An 18,588-nucleotide genomic window follows, 5' to 3' on the forward strand; every position below is an offset into this window, starting at 1 on the left:
TGGAATTTTATTCAGGATTATACCCGACATCATCAGGTAGATTAGGAGCTTGCGAAGCGATAACTGCCAGTTGATCGGCACGTTCGTTTCCCGGAATGTTAGCATGACCTTTGATCCAAACAAATTTTACGTTGTGCTTTTTGTAAATTTCAAGAAATCGCATCCATAAATCGGCATTCTTTTTTCCTTTAAAGCGCTTTTGAACCCATCCAAAAACCCACTTTTTCTCAACCGAATCAACTACGTACTTGGAGTCGGAATAAATGGTAACATCACAACCAGGAGTTTTTAGAGCTTCCAATCCAACAATTACAGCCATCAGCTCCATTCTGTTGTTTGTAGTAAGCTTAAATCCCTGATTTAAATCTTTTCGATGTTTACCCGAAATCAGAACAACTCCGTATCCGCCCGGTCCGGGGTTTCCACTTGCTGCTCCATCAGTATACATGCTTATTTTAGTCGACATATTCTATATTTGGGGTTTTTCAAATCAAAAGTAAGAAAAAATGAGATTCAGAAAGGATAAATGATGTATAAGAAAAAAAGGTTACGGAATTTGTTCCTGATTTTTCCAAGTTGTAAACAGCACAAACTCTTTTGTAAATGGGATAAGATGATTTTGAATAAGGAAAAGGGATTTTAGGTACCGGGACAAACCAATTGGTGTATGCTTACTTACTATTTTCGCTCTGCTTACTGCAACTTTTTGCATTGCTTACCGCAAATTTTTGCGGTAGTGTTCGCAATTTATTGCGATAAGCAGGCAAGAACAGACTATAAATTTGGATATTTTAATTTCTCCTTTGTAGCCTTTAAAATCCTTAAAAAAAGGATGTCCGAATTATTCGAACATCCTTACTTATCTTGATATAATTTTATAATTGTAATGTAAATCAATTTGTTGATTCGCATCCAAAATTTTACATCTATTTTTTTACTTCACAATGGTCATTTCGTCAATCAGATTTTGAGCACCGGCAAACTTATCAATAATGAAAAGAGTGTAGCGAATGTCAAGATTGATACATCTTTGCAGATTTTCTTCAAAATCGATATCACCAGACATGGCCTCAGAGTTACCATCAAAAGCAGTTCCAATTAATTCTCCGTTTCCGTTGATTACAGGAGAACCTGAGTTACCTCCGGTAATATCACTGTTGGTTAAGAAACAAACAGGTAAGTTGCCGTTTTTATCGGCATACTGACCGAAGTCTTTTTTATTGTACAGCTCTTTTAGTTTAGCAGGAACAACAAACTCATCATTTGTAGGATCTTCTTTTTCCATTACTCCTTTAAGAGTCGTGAAATGCTTATAGTAAACGCCATCCTTTGGAGTGTATCCACCAACATTTCCATAAGTTAAACGGATAGATGAATTTGCATCCGGAGCCAGGTTTTTCTTTTTATTGATTTGCATTAAGCCATCAACAAACAGGCGTTTCCCTTTTTGCAATTGATCAGATCCTTTTGATAATTCAGCTCTAATCTCTTTGTATTTAGCAATAATTGAGTTACCTATTTTGAAAGCGATATCATTTTCAAGAGTTTCTAGTTTTGGATCATCAAGAAATTTATTGAAACTTTCAGATGTAGCAAAAATGGAGTTTGAATAAACGTCAGAAGCTAATTTGTCAAAGTCGTTGTTGTATTCTTCGCTAAAAGTTTTGAATATCTCCGGCTGTTGCTCTGCTGGAATATTCTCTTCGTACATTTTGTACAAACCAGCCATCAGTTTTTGATCAGTTGGAGCATTGTAATCTTTATAGAATCCTTCGGCAGCATGACGGTAACCAGTAATTGCCTTCTCAATTGCCGTTGTGTCTGGAGTTTCAGCCTCAAGTAACGATTTTAGACCTCCTAGTTGAATCGCAAAAATTGGCATTTCCGCACCGCTTAGCAAAGCTTCTCTTAAGTAGGAACTGGCATTCATTACTTCTTTACGTTCTGCATAAACCTGAGCAATCATTTCAAGAGCTTTTCCATATTTAGCTTCTCGTTTTGATTTTTTATTTGCCCATTCAAGATATTCCTTTTCAATTTCTTTTTTGTGCCCCATTGTATTCAACTTTGCAAGAGCTTTGTTTTGCTCGTTTGAATATTTCCAATAGTTTGCACTCTGAGCATGTTTGGCCGCATATTGAATACGAACTTTTGCATCTTTAAGCATATCTTCCTTCATAATATCCAATTTTAAAGTACGGATATCGTAACGGTTTTGGTTGGTGATTTTCATTGTTTCTTCCAAACCAAAAGAGGTAAGATAGCGGTCAGTAGTTCCAGGGAATCCCATAATCATTGCAAAATCCTGTTCTTCTACACCTTTGGCAGAAACAGGAAGGTGGTGCTTTGGTTTTAATGGAATGTTATTATCTGAGTAATCAGCAGGTTTTCCATCAGGTCCTGTGTAAATTCTGAACATAGAGAAATCTGCAGTGTGACGCGGCCACATCCAGTTGTCTGTATCGCCGCCAAATTTACCCATTGATTGCGGAGGAGCTCCAACTAAACGAACATCTTTATAAATTACATATACAAAAAGGAAATATTGATTTCCCTCAAACATGCTTTTAACATTAGCTTTATAGTCTGTTCCCTCTTCAGCTTTTTTCTCCAATTCTACAGCAACTTTTTCAATTGCTTTGTAGCGATCTTCCTCAGTCATTTCGTCATTCACTACCGAAAGAACTTCTTTCGATACATCTTCCATGCGAACTAATATAGAGGCTGTAACACCTGGATTGGTGAGCTCTTCATTTTTATCGTAAGCCCAAAATCCATCTGAAAGATAATCATGTTCTGTTGTAGAGTGTGATTGAAGAGCACTGAATCCACAGTGATGATTTGTGAGAAATAAACCTTGATCAGAAATAATTTCACCAGTACAGAAATGACGGAATGGTCTTCCTTCAAACCCTAAACCCACAACGGCATCTTTTAAACAACTTTTATTGATGCTGTAAATATCATCGGCAGATAATTTTAAACCTTTTGCCTTCATTTCGGCAACATTCTTATTTAATAAAGATAAAAGCCACATGCCTTCATCTGCTTTTGCATTGGAAAAGCTAAGTAGTAAGCTTAATCCCAAAATTAATGATGCAAATTTTCTCATTTTATTTACTTTAAATTTTTAATATAACCGAACTGGTTTTTGGTAAACCAGAATGGTTATTAGTTGTTATAAGTATTTAGTTGGTTAGCAAAGTTAATATTAATATACGATTACATTTTTCTGTGAAAAATGCTAAAAAGCGCATATAAAAATAATCAACTATTAATCAGCATGTTGTACTTTTTTTGGATGCTGAAAATTAGATGAACCCTGTGTTTTTCTCGTCAAATAGAATTGATAATTGCTTGTTAATGAGCTGTTTTTCCTCAAAATTTTAATTCGAGCTGATTTGAAAGCAGGGAAAAAGTTTTTCGGTGGATGGGATTGATTCCGTGTTCCTGAATGGCCATGCGATGTTTTTTGGTTGGATAACCTTTGTTATTTTTCCAATCGTAGCAAGGAAATTTCTCATGCTCGGATAACATGTAATCGTCTCGATAGGTTTTTGCCAAAACAGAAGCTGCAGCAATAGATAAGTATTTTCCATCTCCCTTAATGATACAGGTATGATTGATATCAGGATAGGGAGTGAAGCGGTTTCCATCAATAAGCAGATGTTCAGGTGTAATTTTGAGTTGCTCAACAGCTCGGTGCATGGCTAAAAAAGATGCATTTAAAATATTAATCTGATCAATTTCTATATGGCTAACAATTCCAACAGCCCAGGCAATTGCTTCTTTCTGAATTACTTCACGAAGCAAGTATCTGTTTTTTTCAGAGAGTTTTTTTGAATCGTTTAATATTTTGTTCGAGAAATTTTTAGGTAAGATTACTGCCGATGCAAATACGGGGCCGGCAAGACAACCTCGTCCTGCTTCGTCGCAACCGGCTTCAATCATATTTTTGTGTAAATAGGAGGCTAATTCATTCATAGATGCAATATTTATCTGTAAAAATAGATCGAATTTTCTATGGAATCAAATTGCATCTGTTAAATTAATTTTTGTATTTAATAATTCGGGCGCCGTCAATAAATTCAGACTTTACACTTTTAGGATTGTCTATTATTTCATAGAATTCATCGAAATAATTCAAGGCACGTTCTTTTTCCTTATCATCCAGATAAGGAAAATTTGTGTATAGCTTGTATAAAAACTCTTTTTTCATTCTAAATTCCCTGAAAATACATTCCAGTTCTTCATCGGTTCGTTGATAACCTCTGTAAAGCCGTTCGTGAATAGACTGAATATCTAATTTTGCATTAGGGGTGGCATATGGAGCATCTACCAAACTGGCCCAGTCAAAATCATAGGGTACTGTTATTAAACGAGAAGTTGGTGTTTTCGAAATAAGCTTGATATTATGGAGGGTTGGAACTCCCCAATCTGTATTCCCAACCATGTATTGAAAGATGGCAAGTTTGGTTACTTTACCAATATTGGTTCTGTCTTGATGAACCTTTTTGTCGTAACGGACTATCTTGCCATTCCTTGCGGCCATTTTTTTAAAATCTTCTATAAAGAATGCAAATTTTTCAAGAGGTTGCATCTCTTCTTTACTGTCCTTGTAAGATATCTTTACCAAACGAACCCTAAAACTTTCAGGTGTGAAAATATTATATGCTTTGTAGATAAGGTATTCATGGATAAGCATTTGTTCATACCTATCGTTTCGATTTTGGCAATGAGAAACCAGTTTTAGCTTATTATTATCGTGAAAGAGAGAATAGTTTGATTCTGCTTTGTTGAATTTTACAGTTAACGGGGGAAATGCACAAATACTGCGGTCTTTCCTGAAATTCCCTCTGGTTTTAAGTTCTACAATCATAGAAACAATTGAATCACCAAGCTGGTAGGAGAGTCTCCCCTTGTGATATTTGTTATTATCACCAACATCCTTAACCAATGACTTCAGATCAGTAGTTATTGATAATTCAATAAGTGAATCGGATTCAAATAAATCCGGAGCATGATAAACAGAATCTATTTTTTCTTGACCAATTGCAAATAGTCTTGTGCATCCCAGTGAGAATAGGAAGAGTGTCAGAAAAGTCTTGTGTCGAAATATTTCTATCATAACTAAAATAGTTTGTTAGTCATATACTCCTTTCGTTTATTTCGGCATCGGTTAATATATTAGGAGTTACAGACTCTTTGTAGAATACAATTAGTTTTATATAGCCTTTTGCCAAATCTATTTGTCCAATACTAAATTTTGCCACCATCATTCCTGTTCGGGTTTCAATGTCATCAATTAATTCCTGATGCTTGTTGGGATGAATTAAATCAAGTCGATCGTATACTATGGTTCTTCTTGCAAGATGACGCTTCATCCATACCCTTTCCATCATCCAGGTGGTTGTCATAAAAGCTATGTTGGTAAAAGCAATTTCGCTAAAACTAACTTCACCACTGGTTAATGCATTAATAACTGATATGGTAATAACAAGAAAAAGGTAGGTCATTTCCCGGATTGGGATGGTATCAGTACGGTACCGGATAATTCCAAAAATTGCAAATAACCCAAGAGCAAAACCCAGTTGTAATTCGATACTTCCAAGTAAAAAACAAAGAAAGAATACTGTTGTACTAATCATGATGTAGGTAAAAACGTAGGATCGTTTTCCTGTAGCTCTGAAATAAACGTAATTGATTACAAAAACCGTTACCGCTAAATTAAGTGCGAATCGGAGTAACAATTCAAGAATATTATTCGAGTACATAAATGATGTTGGAATATTTGGGTTCGTTATTATATCACTAATAAATTCCATGTTGTTTTCGTTTTTATTGTAATCTTTCTTTTTCCTTATGCGCAAATATCCGATAATATTTCTGATTCTCTATAAGTAAGCCCTGATCAATATAGTTGGGATCGCCTATGGGAACATCCATTCCTATTAGTTTAAACGAATAAAATGCATATACTTTAGCGACAGGAGTGTGTCCAAAAATAATAACGTTGGCATGATAAAAATCAAGTGTCTTTAGTACTTCCTGTAAAGATATACGGTCATATTTTGGTGTTCGCGATAAATAGCCACGATACCACAACGGACTATTTGAATATAAAAATAAATCAACTAGTGTTGTGTCTTTTAACTCTGTGTAATTATTTAAATGGTATCTCATGCCGGTATTTACTTCATCAATACTCATTTTTTTCGCTAAAAAATCAGGAGAAATACCACCATGCACAAATAACTGTTCTCCAATACGAACAATTGTGTTTTTAGATCGCAGCCATTTTCCCAAAACCGAATGCTTGTCGAAAAAATGGGAATAATGAAAGTGAATATAATGAGCAGCATGCTGATACTTATCTACAACATATCTATCATCAAAAAGTAAAGCCATCATTTCATGATTTCCCAGAAGGTAATGAACCATTCCACCTTGTTTTTTTGCTTGAATTTCCAATTGAAAAATGAACCATAAGCATTCTGTTACTTTATTCCCTCTGTCAAATATGTCACCGGTAAAAACTATTTGCCCATCCCCAAAATTCCATCTGTTTTTTTCATCAATAATTTTGTTGTAGCGAAGAATAGCTAATAATGATTCAAATTCCCCATGGATATCCCCCAGAACGACTATCTTATTATTTGAAGGGTTTTCCCCTGCCTCGGGTTTGATTTTATCAGGGATAATATAAGTTAGAGTGTCATTTCCTGCAAATCCGAGGAAGGTTACTGTATCATTCTTAAATCGAAAAGTTTTGCTTATTTTTCTGGTTTTGTTTTTTATGCTGTCGTGCACTATATAAAAAGCCTCAACTCTTGTTGAAGAAATATATCTAACGTGCGGACCTTCAATGTAGCTGGCAACAATCAAGGAGTCTTTGCAAATTGTATCCTGATCGAAAGATGCATGAGACTGAAAAGAACCAAGCAATAATATGAGGAGTAAATATATGTAGACCCGTTTTATCTGCATTAATTAATTTGATTGCGTTATTTAGGGTGTTTAAAGATAAGATTAATTTCCATTTTAATTAAATACGAATTCATATTCTTGTAAATCGTTATATCTACTAAGATATCCTTATTTTTGTAAAAAAAGCAGAGGTAATGTATACTAAAGAAGAATCGAAAGAAGTTAAAATCCAATTTTGGGATGGATTTAAAAGATATTCAAAAGAAAAAGGAAGGAAGATGACCTCATGGGTTTTACGTGGAACTCAGATTAAGGAGGTGCAGTTAAAGTTTGATTTGAATGAGAATGGTGCATTCGTTATTCTACAGGTTGATAGTAAGTTGGATTCGAAACGACACTCTGTTTATGAACGGTTCGAGAAGTATAAGCCTGTAATAATGGATACTTGCGGAGCGGATTTAAAATGGGAGAAAGACTATTTTATTGAGGGATTTAAAGATGTTGGTATGATTTATTACCATTTGGAAGGGGCATCGATTTATAACAAAGACGAATGGAAAAGTTACTTTGAATTCATGTTCTCGAAAATGACAATTTTAGAAGAAGCATTTTTAGATGTTAAAGATGTTGTATTGCAAACTGTGTAGGATATTTTTTTTGGAGTCGTATCTGTATGGTAAACAGTGCTTATATCTGTGTTTAGAGCAATGCCAGTAAGGATTTGTTTAAATTTTATCAGTATAATTTTGTTTTCGAACAAAAGCCTCCTATCTTTGCAACCGCAAAACGAAAGATATTTCTTAAAATATATTGCGGGATGGAGCAGTGGTAGCTCGTTGGGCTCATAACCCAAAGGTCGTCAGTTCGAGTCTGGCTCCCGCTACTAAGAATTAGGATTAAGTAGCCTAAAATAAGAAATAAAAGATAGTATCTTTCGAAAATATATTGCGGGATGGAGCAGTGGTAGCTCGTTGGGCTCATAACCCAAAGGTCGTCAGTTCGAGTCTGGCTCCCGCTACTAGCGAAAGGGCTTTGGAGAAATCCAAAGCCCTTTTTTTATAGACAATTTTACCTTCTCAGAAGTAAACATTTTACGCTAATTCTCTTACCTTTGCGTAAATATTTTAGATCCGTTCATTATGAGTCGTTTAAAAGAGAAAAAACCTTTACTTGAGAAATTAAAAAACAAATACAGGTTAACTATTTCCAATGAAGGTACTTTTGATGAGGTGTTATCGATTCGATTATCACGTTTAAATGTTTTTACCGTAACCGGATTGTTTTCAATTATCCTTATCGCTTTGGTGACTTTGCTTATCGCATTTACTCCGTTGCGAGAATATATTCCAGGTTATCCTGATGGTGAAATGCGAAAAAATATTGAGGAAAATGCGATTTTAGCTGATTCCCTGATTGCAGAATTGGATAAAAGAGATCGCTTTTTTCAAGGAATTCGAAATGTTATTTCAGGAAATGATTTCGATAATGTTGTGGAGAATGCAGACGATTCAATAGTTGATCCCAAATACAAAGATTTAAGCTTTACTACCTCTTCCAACGATTCCGTTTTTCGGAAAGAGCATGAGGAAGATGAGAAATATAATTTATCTCTTGGAAGTGCACCTAAAGCCCGTGGCTTGTCCAACACCCACTTTTTTGCGCCAATTAACGGCATGGTTTCTAATCATTACGATAGTAAAATTGAGCATTTTGGTACCGACATTGTCGGGGGAATGAATGAAAGAATTTCATCGGTATTAGATGGAACCGTTGTGTTTTCAGAATGGACGTTAAATACTGGCTATGTTATTCAGATTCAACATTCGAACAACTTGTTGTCGGTTTACAAGCACAATTCCGAACTATTAAAGAAAGCAGGTGAGCACGTAAAGGCCGGTGAGGCAATTGCTTTACTGGGGAATTCGGGAGAGCTTACATCCGGGCCTCATTTGCATTTTGAATTGTGGCACAATGGGCAGGCATTAAATCCTGAGGATTATATCAAATTCTAACAACAAACAAAACTCTAATTATTGATGAGTAAACATATTGCCATTTTGGGATCTACCGGTTCCATTGGAACACAGACCTTAGAAGTGGTGGAGGCTAATCCTGATGAATTTATTGTGGATGTGCTGACTGCGAATAATAATATTGAATTGTTGATTCAGCAAGCGAAAAAATTCCATCCGGATGTTGTTGTTATTGCCTGCGAAGAAAAATATGCTGAGCTTTCTGAAGCTTTAAAAGATGAACCCATAAAGGTTTATGCCGGAATTGATGCGATAGCACAAGTCGTGCAAATGTCATCAATCGATGTTGTGGTTACAGCAATGGTTGGATATTCGGGACTTTTGCCTACTATAAAAGCAATTGAGGCAAAAAAGAATATTGCTCTGGCAAACAAAGAGACTCTTGTGGTTGCGGGTGAAATTATTCAAAAATTAGCCTTAGAGAATGGTGTTAATATTTACCCTGTTGATTCAGAACACTCGGCAATCTTTCAATGTTTGTCCGGCGAGTTCGATAATTCAATCGAGAAGATATATTTGACCGCTTCAGGAGGACCATTTCGAGGCAAGGATAAAAAATTTCTTGAAAATGTAAGCTCTAGGCAAGCCTTGCAGCATCCTAATTGGGATATGGGAGCAAAAATAACCATCGATTCTGCCAGTATGATGAATAAGGGCTTTGAGGCGATTGAAGCCAAGTGGTTGTTCGATTTAAAAGCTTCTCAAATAGATGTGATTGTGCATCCGCAATCAATTGTGCATTCTATAGTGCAGTTTGAAGATGGGTCGATGAAAGCACAAATGGGATTGCCGGATATGAAACTTCCTATTCAGTTTGCCCTTACCTATCCGAAAAGATTAAAAACAGATTTTCCACGTTTTAATTTTTTAGATTACCCGAACTTAAGTTTCGAAGCGGCTGATTCAAAGAATTTTAAAAATTTGGATTTGGCTTTTCAGGCGATGGAAAAAGGCGGAAATTTACCATGTATTGTGAATGCAGCCAACGAGATTGTTGTTGATGCCTTTTTAAGAGATGAAGTTGGGTTTTTACGAATGAGCGATATTATAGAAAACTGTATGCACAAAACCGGATTTATCAAAAATCCGACCTATGAAGATTATGTGTTAACAGATAAGGAAGCAAGGAAAATGGCATTATCTATGTTGTAAAAAATACCTATCTTAGGCATCCGCTAATTTGCTGATTTTATTAGTTGGCAAAGAGTTTAAATTATTAATTGAAATTGAATGGAAGTAATCGTTAAAATAGGACAGTTTTTGTTGAGTTTGTCCATCTTGGTTGTGTTGCATGAATTAGGGCATTTTACCTTTGCAAAATTGTTCAAAACCAGAGTTGAAAAGTTTTATATGTTTTTCGATCCTGGATTTTCATTGTTTAAATTCAAAAAAGGAGAAACAGAATACGGTATTGGATGGTTGCCACTTGGTGGTTATGTGAAAATATCAGGAATGATTGATGAATCGATGGATAAGGAGCAGATGAAATTACCTCCTGAGCCATATGAATTCAGATCGAAACCGGCATGGCAAAGGTTATTGATCATGGTAGGTGGTGTTTTGGTGAACTTTATTCTTGCATTTGTTATTTATGTTGCAGTGCTTTACACTTGGGGCGAGCAATACCTGCCGGCTGAAAATGTGAAGTATGGTGTTGTTTGTGATTCTTTGGCCGAGAGTATTGGATTGCAGGATGGTGACAAAATTGTTGCTTTGGATAATCAAAAAGTAAAAAGGTTTAATGATATCGTTCCGGACATCTTGCTAAATAGTCCTAAGTCGATTCAGTTCATAAGAAATAGTGAGCAGTTAAGTGTTAATATTCCTTCCTCTTTTGTGCCGGCATTATTGGAGAAAAGCAGTAAAGGATTCTCTTTAAGTCCTGTGTTTGATATCCGTTATCCTTACAGTGCTATTTCTATTGGAAAAGTGATGAAGGAATCTCCTGCAAGTGAGGCCGGAATTTTAAAAGGAGATAAAATTGTTTCTATCGATTCTGTTGGTTTCAGCTATTACGATCAATTTCAGACTTTTTTACAATCGAAGAAAAGTAAAAGTGTTTTGATTCAGTTGAATCGAGATGGAAAGTCCGAACAAGTTCAGCTTACTGTTGGAGATGATGGGAAAATTGGATTCTATCCTCAAATGGAATCGGGTTTGTTTGAGTATGAAACATTGGAATATAGTTTTGTTGAATCAATTCCTGCAGGTTTTAATAAAGGGATTGATAAGCTTGGATCCTATTTAAAACAGTTTAAACTGATTTTCTCTTCGGAAACTAAAGCATATAAATCAATAGGTGGTTTTATAACTATTGGTAATATTTTTCCGGGTGTTTGGAATTGGGAGGCCTTTTGGAATCTAACAGCATTCCTTTCAATTATTTTGGCAATCATGAATATTCTTCCAATTCCAGCTTTGGATGGTGGACATGTAATGTTTCTGATGTATGAGATCATTACAGGAAGAAAACCAGGAGATAAGTTTATGGAGTATGCACAGATAACTGGAATGGTGCTGTTGTTTGGTCTTTTAATATTTGCAAATGGTAATGATGTTGTAAAATGGATTTCTAATATGAAATAGAAATTTCAGTAAAATTTGTAACTTAGTATTCTAAATCATTAAATAAATAGATATGAACCTTTTTGTTTTAGCCGGAATGGTTGGTCCCTGGCAAATTATAATTATTGTATTTGTAATTGTACTTCTTTTTGGTGGAAAAAAAATTCCGGAACTAATGAAAGGATTAGGTCAGGGAATGAAAGAGTTTAAAAAGGCTACAGACATGGATGACGATAAGGATAAAAATAAGGATAAAGAATCCAACAATAAATAAGATAGGAAAGGCAGGAGTTACTTCCTGCCTTTTTTGTCAAGCCCTTTTTTCCTGATTTGGATTTAGATAATAATGATCTGAAAACTAATTTTTTAGTTATTTAGATTCATTTTGAGCAGAACATTTAGAAATAAGTGTTTTTTTTATGTTATTTTGTTGATGAAATATCTTCATTTCGTATTATTTTACGAAATTTAGGAGTATTTAAATACTGACATATATGGGTAAATGCATATATCTTTTTTTGATTTACTTTGCTTTTGCTAATCAGGCAGATGCGCAGTCGCTTTTCAATATTCTGAACAAAGAAAAGCCTGAGAATATCAATGAAATCAATCAGCGGTTGATTCATTTTACCTCGGAAATATTGAAAGAAGATCTTCCGGAAAATATTGTGATGGATGCTAATTATATTCCCGTTTTTTCTGATGAAGTATATCAGGAAAGAATGGATAAACTCAATGCAAAAAGTCCGATTCAGTTGGATTTTAAACCAATTGTCAGAAGATATATTGACGCATATGCAATTAGACATCGTGAAAAGACTGCAAAAATCATAGAACGTTCCGAATTGTATTTTCCTTTGTTCGAAGAGTGTTTGGATAAATACCAACTTCCATTGGAATTGAAATATTTATCAGTTATAGAATCGGCTTTGGATCCTAAAGCAAAATCACGATCAGGAGCAATAGGCTTATGGCAGTTCATGTTTAATGCCAGTAAGATGTTCGATTTAAGAATCACTTCTTATATTGATGAGAGAATGGATCCGGAGAAATCGACAGAAGCGGCTTGTAAATATCTTCAGTATTTGTATCGGATTTTTGGTGATTGGAAACTTGCATTGGCAGCTTACAACGGCGGACCAGGTATTGTTCGTGAGGCCATTCAACGTTCTGGGGGGAAGACCGATTTTTGGGAGATATCACCTTATCTTCCCGAACAAACCAGAAACTATGTGCCTGCTTTTATTGCTGTTAATTATGTCATGAATTATAGTTCCGAACACAATATTGTTCCTGCGAAAAATGTATATCCATATTTTAGAATATCTCCCGTTACTGTAAATAAGCCAGTCTCTTTTCAACATGTTGCCAAAGTGCTTGATTTACCTGTAGAGGCAGTTCGGGAGTTAAATCCAATTTACAAACGTGATTTAATTCCGTTGTGTGAACTTCCTGCCAAATTGATTCTTCCAATAGGGAAAGTGGGCAAATTTATTGATCTGGAAGAGGTTATTTACGGAATGAAGGATGAGCCTAAAAAATATCTTGATCTCCAAAAGGATCTTTCAACAACTGAGGGAAAATACTGTATAATACATAATGTTAAGGCAGGAGAGTATTTTCATAAAATTGCAATGAAGTACGCCTGCACAATAAATAATATCAAGGAATGGAATGAGATGGATAGCCCTGATATTTTTATTGGTCAAAAACTGAAAATATGGGTTTACCCTTCCGATACCTTGGCTCAAAAGCCACAAAGGGATCCTTTATTGAAAAAAAGTAGTTTTTTGCTTTATGAAGTTCAAACTGGAGATAGTTTAAGCTCGATTGCAGATAGATTTCAACTTGAATCGACTACCGATTTGGTTGAATTAAATAGTATAACCCGTTCTAAGAAATTAGTGCCGGGAATGGTATTAAAAATAGTTCATTACGAATAGAAACATTTGTCTCTGTAAATTTAAAATTATGAAGAGAATAATTCAAACAACATTAGTTTGTTTGCTTGTAGTGGTAAGTATTTCTTCCTGCAAGAGAACAACACAAGGACTACGTCCTGCAGTAACTGGTAAATCAGGAGAAATAGTTGTAATAATAAATGATGCTTTATATGAAGGAAGTGTTGGAGATACATTAAAGGCGGTATTAAATGATACTCAAATTGGATTGCCGCAAGATGAGACACTTTTTGATATCCTGCAGATTTCGCACAATGAGTTTTCCAGTATGTTTAAAACTCACCGAAGTATTTTAGACCTTAGGGTTTCGTCGAAAGTGAAGGAAAATAAGATCTCTGTAAAGGATGAATTGTATGCGAAAACACAATCGTTTATGAAGATCGAAGCTAAGAGTAACAAGGAGATGATTCAGCTTCTGAGCGAAAATAAAAATAAGATTATTGCCTATTTCCATATTGGTGAACGAGAAAGGAAAATTAAGGTTTTTAAAAAGAATGTTGTTCAGGAAATTTTCGAAAAGCTAAAGGAGAAGAATAATTTCACTTTATCGTTCCCTGCGGGATATACCATAAACAAAGAAGAGCCTGATTTTCTTTGGGTAAGCAAGGAGACTCCCTCAACGAGTCAAGGGATGTTTATTTATACCTACGATTATATTTCCGAGGATTCATTTACGAAGGATGAGGTGATTAAAAAGAGGAATTTATTACTTAATAAGTTTGTTCCGGGACCTAAGGAGGGTAGTTATATGAGTACCGAAATGGATTTTCCAATTTCGAACCGTCAATTCGAGTTTTTCGATAACTATGCAGTGGAAACAAGAGGTTTATGGAAAGTGAACGGCGATTTTATGGGAGGTCCTTTTATAAATATTACTTTTCTTGATCAAAAGAACAACAGAGTTGTGTGTATGGATTCGTACGTTTACTACCCAAACCACGATAAGCGTGAATTGTTGAGGGAATTGGAAGCTATCATGTATTCTTACACAACTATAGAAAAGGAATAGAACGTGAATTTACCCGATTTTAAAAATTTGAGCATTGAACCTTATCGTAATCGTGAAGAGGTGATTCGGCAGGTTGCCGCCCAGATTGAGAAAGATTTTGATCAGTTTGGATTGGAAGTGAAATTTTCCGGAGAAATACACAATGCGTACGAAGAGCTTTTTAATCAGCTAAATGAACATTTAACTCATTTATTGGATCGGGATTATCATCGTTTAATTCTATTGCTGTATCAGATAGATGTAAGTGAGAAACAGATTATTAAAACAGAATTGGATTTTCCTGATGTTCCAAAATCAGAATTGCTTACTGAGTTAATCATTTTAAGGGAACTCAAAAAAGTACTGATAAGGAATTATTTCAAGGAAAACCCGGATAAATTATAATAGAACCGCAGCATCAAGCTGCGGTTTTCTTTTTTCCTTATCAAGGAGTAATGTTTTCCGCTTAGTTTTTTACTATTTTTACTTGGCTGTAAAAATCCACAGGAAATATCAGGTTATTTGAATTTTAAAATAATAAGTTCGAAGTATTGCTGAACTGCTGTGTTGATAGATATAGTTTTTCACACTAACATGAGTTCCGATGAAAATAGAAGTAAAAAGTGTTCAGAAGCCAAACGAGAACGAGAACATTCTTTTTTTGGCAACTGCCGGGAATTATAAAAACCTTCCTCTTTCCGAGCAGGAAATGAAGTTTGCCGAAGAGCAAATTGCTGATGAGGATAAGCTAATTGAGTTGAATCGTTATACGCATAAAATTTATTTGCATGTGGCAGATAATAAAGTGTATACTAATTCCGATTTGGAGAAAATGAGAAAATTGGGCTTCTCTTTTCATGTCAGGATCCAGAAAAGTAAAATCACCAAAATTGTTTTGCAGGATTATTTGAACGATGCAGAAGCAATACTTGCTTTTACTGAAGGTGTTGCCCTAACAAATTATCAGTTTCTAAAATATTTTACCGATATAAAAAAACAAAAGCATACTCTGGAAGAAGTAATTATCCATAGTGATGCAGTCAGCCCAACACAGCTTAATGAGTTAATTGCAGTTGTTGAAGGGGTGAAGTTTGCACGCGAACTTGTAAACGAACCTTTAAGTTATCTTACAGCAGAAAAATTAAGTGAAGAAATTCAGGAGATAAGTGCTAAGGCTGGATTTACGGTTGATGTTTTTGGAAAGAAAAAGATTGAAAGTTTAAAGATGGGTGGTCTTCTGGCTGTGAATAAGGGCAGTCTTGATGAGCCTTCTTTTTCTATATTGGAGTGGAAATCAAAAGAGGCGGTTAATTCGAAACCAATTGTTTTTGTTGGAAAAGGGGTTGTATATGATACCGGCGGATTGAGCCTTAAGCCAACTAAGGATAGTATGGATTTGATGAAATCGGACATGGGGGGCGCGGCATCGGTAGCCGGAGCTATTTATGCAATTTCGAAAGCTAAACTGCCAATTCATGTAATTGGATTAATTCCTGCTACAGACAATCGCCCTGGTGGAAATGCTTATGTACCTGGCGATGTTATCAAGATGTATAATGGGAAAACTGTTGAGGTTTTAAATACGGATGCCGAAGGAAGAATGCTTTTGGCCGATGCTCTTAGTTATGCAGATCAGTATCAACCGGAATTGGTTGTCGATTTGGCGACTTTAACAGGTGCCGCGGCTGCAGCCATCGGGAAATATGGCATGGTGGCAATGGGAAACGAAGATAGTAAGGATAAGATGATTCAATTAAAGGAATCGGGAGAGAAAGTTTACGAAAGATTGGTGGAATTTCCTTTTTGGGAGGAGTTTGGAGAACTGATAAAATCGGATATTGCAGATTTGAAAAATATTGGGGGCCGGGATGGTGGAGCAATTACAGCAGGAAAATTTCTGGAACATTTTACGAATTATCCATGGATTCATCTCGACATTGCCGGACCGGCGTTTGTAAGTACAACGGATAATTATAGAGGTAAAGGAGGCACGGGTGTTGGTGTTCGCTTATTATTTGAATTTATTAAACAATATCGATCGTAGGAATAATTGAAAAGATGATGCTCTTTTATTGAATCTTTCTATTTTTGTAATGATTTTTTTTAAAATTGAGGCACAATGTCTTGCAAATGTATTTCTTAATCACTCTGTTAATTGTATTGATAAAGGCAGAGAGTAAAAGAAGTAACGATATAACTGATCATTTTCCAGTTCACTCTATTTAATAATAGCGGATTAAAATTGGACTTTTTGAAAGTGATATCAGTCCACTGATATAAAATAAACAGCAGATGAAAAACACTAAAATAAGAGTTGGAATCACTCATGGCGATATTAACGGAATTGGCTACGAGGTTATTATTAAAACCTTGATGGATGAAAGGATGTATGAAATTTGTACTCCAATTATTTATGGCTCTCCAAAAGTTGCAGCTTATCATCGAAAAGCACTCGACATAGAAACTTTTAGTTTGAATAATATTAAGGAAGCTCAGGAAGCACACCCTAATAGAACCAACATTATTAACTGTGTTGATGAAAATATAAAAGTTGAGTTAGGTAAATCAACAAGCAGTGCCGGTGAATCTGCTTTTAAGGCTTTAGAAGCTGCTGTTGCAGATTTGGAAAAGGGATTAATTGATGTGTTGGTTACAGCGCCAATAAACAAGAAGAATATTCAATCTAAGGATTTTGTATTTCCGGGGCATACTGAATATTTGGAAAGTAAATTGAATTCCGGTAAATCGTTAATGCTTTTAATTAGCGATCAGCTAAGAGTGGGTGTTGTTGCAGGTCATGTGCCTATTTCCAAGGTGCCTGAGGTTGTTTCAAAAGAAAATATTATTAGTAAGCTAATTATTTTGAATAATTCTCTTCAGAAGGATTTTGGAATTAGAAAGCCACGAATTGCAGTCTTAAGTCTAAACCCACATGCTGGTGATGAAGGATTGATTGGAACAGAAGAGATCGATGTAATAATTCCTGCCTTGGAAGAGGTTCGTGAAAAGGGAATAATGGCTTTAGGCCCCTATCCAGCGGATGGTTTTTTTGGTTCTTCAGATTACATGAAGTTTGATGCCATTCTGGCAATGTATCATGATCAGGGCTTGGCTCCATTTAAAGCTTTGGCATTTGATTCCGGGGTAAATTTTACAGCAGGATTATCTAAAATCCGCACATCGCCTGCCCATGGCACTGCATATTCTATTGCCGGAACAAATGTTGCATCTGAAAAATCTTTTCAGCAGGCATTGTATATGGCTATTGATGTTTTTAGAAAACGGGAGAATTTTGAGGAAATTAGTAAGAACCCTATGCAAACATCAGAAGCATCAAAAAATTCGTAATAAATTTTTAACAAAATAGTAAAAAGAGCGGTTAAATTTGAATCGCTCTTTCATTTTTTGTTAAAAAGGAAGTCTTGATTGTAAAAATTGCATAATTTTACATATTTTAAGGATCTAAACAGAAAAATTCAATTCACATTTTATGTTTGAATATATAAAGGGAATTATAGTTGATCTTACCCCCACCTCAGTAGTTGTTGAAACTAGCGGAATAGGTTATTTTTTAAATATTTCATTGAATACCTATTCGAAATTGTCCGGACATAAGGAGGCACAATTGTATTTGCATCAGGTTGTTCGTGAGGATGCTCACTTGTTTTTTGGTTTTTTTGATGCTAATGAAAGAGGAATTTTTCGCTATTTAATATCGGTGTCGGGAGTTGGTGCCAATACTGCTCGCATGATGCTTTCATCTTTAACGCCTTCCGAGATTCAATCAGCAATTATTTCCAGCAATGTAAAAACATTGCAGGGAGTTAAAGGTATTGGAGTTAAATCTGCACAACGAATTATTATTGAATTAAAAGATAAACTTGGAAAAGATATTGATATCTCTGACTTTTCTTTACCGCAGAACAATACTACTAAAGAAGAAGCGTTATCTGCTTTAGTGATGTTAGGTTTTGCAAAGAATTCAGTAACTAAAGTTATCGATAAAATATTTACAGCGAACCTTGATGCAAGTGTAGAGGATTTAATTAAGCTGGCCTTGAAACAATTATAATTGAAGAACGTAATTGCTTTACTAACCTAAGGTAATCAACCA

General features: G+C 35.2%; 17 protein-coding genes and 2 tRNA genes. 13 read left to right on the forward strand and 6 right to left on the reverse strand.

What is annotated here, in order from left to right:
• Nucleotides 1–7: 7 nt before the first annotated feature.
• The 6 genes from rnhA to QUH73_RS16300 form a co-directional block, all read right to left on the reverse strand.
• A complete protein-coding gene (rnhA, locus tag QUH73_RS16275) occupies nucleotides 8–466 on the reverse strand; it encodes a ribonuclease HI (protein ID WP_289531498.1) in 459 nt (152 codons plus the stop codon).
• Between the two features lie 468 nt (nucleotides 467–934).
• Complete coding sequence (locus tag QUH73_RS16280; RefSeq protein ID WP_289531499.1) at nucleotides 935–3,112, reverse strand: S46 family peptidase; 2,178 nt, start codon at nucleotides 3,110–3,112, stop codon at nucleotides 935–937.
• Nucleotides 3,113–3,378: 266 nt separating this feature from the next.
• Nucleotides 3,379–3,984 (reverse strand): ribonuclease HII, encoded by a 606-nt coding sequence (locus tag QUH73_RS16285; RefSeq protein WP_289531500.1) that lies wholly within the window; start codon nucleotides 3,982–3,984, stop codon nucleotides 3,379–3,381.
• A 64-nt stretch (nucleotides 3,985–4,048) separates the two neighbouring features.
• The gene (locus QUH73_RS16290; RefSeq protein ID WP_289531501.1) at nucleotides 4,049–5,128 is read right to left on the reverse strand and encodes a hypothetical protein; all 1,080 of its coding nucleotides are present in this window, start codon (nucleotides 5,126–5,128) and stop codon (nucleotides 4,049–4,051) included.
• Nucleotides 5,129–5,147: 19 nt separating this feature from the next.
• The gene (locus QUH73_RS16295; RefSeq protein WP_289531502.1) at nucleotides 5,148–5,825 is read right to left on the reverse strand and encodes a DUF4956 domain-containing protein; all 678 of its coding nucleotides are present in this window, start codon (nucleotides 5,823–5,825) and stop codon (nucleotides 5,148–5,150) included.
• A gap of 13 nt (nucleotides 5,826–5,838) precedes the next feature.
• Nucleotides 5,839–6,987, reverse strand: coding sequence for a metallophosphoesterase (locus QUH73_RS16300; protein ID WP_289531503.1), 1,149 nt, complete (start codon nucleotides 6,985–6,987; stop codon nucleotides 5,839–5,841).
• Between the two features lie 134 nt (nucleotides 6,988–7,121).
• On the opposite strand from QUH73_RS16300, the gene QUH73_RS16305 reads away from it, so the two are divergent.
• From QUH73_RS16305 to ruvA, 13 genes are all read left to right on the forward strand, one after another.
• A complete protein-coding gene (locus QUH73_RS16305; RefSeq protein WP_289531504.1) occupies nucleotides 7,122–7,574 on the forward strand; it encodes a DUF4268 domain-containing protein in 453 nt (150 codons plus the stop codon).
• Nucleotides 7,575–7,738: 164 nt separating this feature from the next.
• Nucleotides 7,739–7,810 (forward strand) — tRNA-Met (locus QUH73_RS16310).
• Between the two features lie 63 nt (nucleotides 7,811–7,873).
• Nucleotides 7,874–7,945 (forward strand) — tRNA-Met (locus QUH73_RS16315).
• 121 nt (nucleotides 7,946–8,066) lie between these two features.
• Nucleotides 8,067–8,939, forward strand: a complete 873-nt coding sequence (locus QUH73_RS16320; protein WP_289531505.1) for a M23 family metallopeptidase — start codon at nucleotides 8,067–8,069, stop codon at nucleotides 8,937–8,939.
• 24 nt (nucleotides 8,940–8,963) lie between these two features.
• Nucleotides 8,964–10,112 carry a 1-deoxy-D-xylulose-5-phosphate reductoisomerase gene (locus QUH73_RS16325; protein ID WP_289531506.1) on the forward strand — a complete coding sequence of 383 codons (1,149 nt, stop codon included), beginning with the start codon at nucleotides 8,964–8,966 and terminating at the stop codon, nucleotides 10,110–10,112.
• Nucleotides 10,113–10,190: 78 nt separating this feature from the next.
• Nucleotides 10,191–11,546 (forward strand): RIP metalloprotease RseP, encoded by a 1,356-nt coding sequence (gene rseP, locus QUH73_RS16330; RefSeq protein WP_289531507.1) that lies wholly within the window; start codon nucleotides 10,191–10,193, stop codon nucleotides 11,544–11,546.
• A 52-nt stretch (nucleotides 11,547–11,598) separates the two neighbouring features.
• Complete coding sequence (gene tatA / locus QUH73_RS16335) at nucleotides 11,599–11,799, forward strand: twin-arginine translocase TatA/TatE family subunit (protein WP_289531508.1); 201 nt, start codon at nucleotides 11,599–11,601, stop codon at nucleotides 11,797–11,799.
• 220 nt (nucleotides 11,800–12,019) lie between these two features.
• The gene (locus QUH73_RS16340; protein WP_289531509.1) at nucleotides 12,020–13,468 is read left to right on the forward strand and encodes a lytic transglycosylase domain-containing protein; all 1,449 of its coding nucleotides are present in this window, start codon (nucleotides 12,020–12,022) and stop codon (nucleotides 13,466–13,468) included.
• Nucleotides 13,469–13,496: 28 nt separating this feature from the next.
• Nucleotides 13,497–14,495 carry a DUF4837 family protein gene (locus tag QUH73_RS16345; RefSeq protein ID WP_289531510.1) on the forward strand — a complete coding sequence of 333 codons (999 nt, stop codon included), beginning with the start codon at nucleotides 13,497–13,499 and terminating at the stop codon, nucleotides 14,493–14,495.
• Between the two features lie 3 nt (nucleotides 14,496–14,498).
• On the forward strand, nucleotides 14,499–14,879 hold the full coding sequence (locus tag QUH73_RS16350) for a hypothetical protein (RefSeq protein WP_289531511.1): 381 nt from the start codon (nucleotides 14,499–14,501) through the stop codon (nucleotides 14,877–14,879).
• A gap of 199 nt (nucleotides 14,880–15,078) precedes the next feature.
• On the forward strand, nucleotides 15,079–16,518 hold the full coding sequence (locus QUH73_RS16355) for a leucyl aminopeptidase family protein (RefSeq protein ID WP_289531512.1): 1,440 nt from the start codon (nucleotides 15,079–15,081) through the stop codon (nucleotides 16,516–16,518).
• 248 nt (nucleotides 16,519–16,766) lie between these two features.
• Nucleotides 16,767–17,822, forward strand: coding sequence for a 4-hydroxythreonine-4-phosphate dehydrogenase PdxA (gene pdxA / locus QUH73_RS16360; protein WP_289531513.1), 1,056 nt, complete (start codon nucleotides 16,767–16,769; stop codon nucleotides 17,820–17,822).
• A 142-nt stretch (nucleotides 17,823–17,964) separates the two neighbouring features.
• Complete coding sequence (gene ruvA / locus QUH73_RS16365; RefSeq protein WP_289531514.1) at nucleotides 17,965–18,546, forward strand: Holliday junction branch migration protein RuvA; 582 nt, start codon at nucleotides 17,965–17,967, stop codon at nucleotides 18,544–18,546.
• Nucleotides 18,547–18,588 lie beyond the last annotated feature (42 nt).

The organism is Labilibaculum sp. K2S (assembly GCF_030372765.1).
Lineage (GTDB): Bacteria > Bacteroidota > Bacteroidia > Bacteroidales > Marinifilaceae > Labilibaculum.